The organism is Mesorhizobium sp. M7A.F.Ca.MR.362.00.0.0 (genome assembly GCF_004023175.1).
Lineage (GTDB): Bacteria > Pseudomonadota > Alphaproteobacteria > Rhizobiales > Rhizobiaceae > Mesorhizobium.
The window spans coordinates 1,954-2,491 of sequence record NZ_RZTF01000608.1 but is presented as its reverse complement, the minus strand read 5'-3'; the positions used below and the strand labels follow the sequence as shown (position 1 = coordinate 2,491).

The 538-nt window shown below is 64.5% G+C and carries 1 pseudogene; it reads right to left on the bottom strand.

The features are described 5' to 3' along the window. Positions 1 to 60 precede the first annotated feature (60 nt). Positions 61 to 538, bottom strand: a pseudogene (locus EOC06_RS44460) (histone deacetylase family protein); the annotation flags it as partial.

The following is a 538-nucleotide window of genomic DNA, read 5'->3' as shown; positions in this document are numbered from 1 at the left end:
AGCGTACACCGTGTGATCGCCATGCTCAGGCAGCAGCGCTCCTGACGCTGGCTTGAGCATTCACCGCGTCTTGCCGCCGAAGCCGGTGAGGAACGCGGTGAGATTGTCGCCGAGTTCGTCGCAGAGATAGCCGCCTTCCTGGACGATGACCGTCGGTAGATCGAGCTTTGCGATAGCCTCGCCGATGCGCGAGAAACCCGGCGTCGTCATCGAAAGTCCACCGAACGGATCGCCCTCGAACGCGTCGAGGCCGAGCGCCACGACCAGCGCGTCGGGCGAAAAAGCGCGGATACGCTGTAACGCCACCGCGAGCGCTTCGAGAAACGCCGCATCGGCGGATTTGCGCGGCAGCGGCAGGTTGAAATTGTAGCCGAGGCCTGGCCCTTCGCCGCGCTCGTCGGCATGGCCCCAGAAGAACGGATAGAAGCGCACGGGATCGGCATGCAGCGAGACGGTCAGCACATCCGGCCGTGCGTAGAAGATGCCTTGCGTGCCGTTGCCGTGATGCAGGTCGACATCGAGGATCGCCACCCGTGCG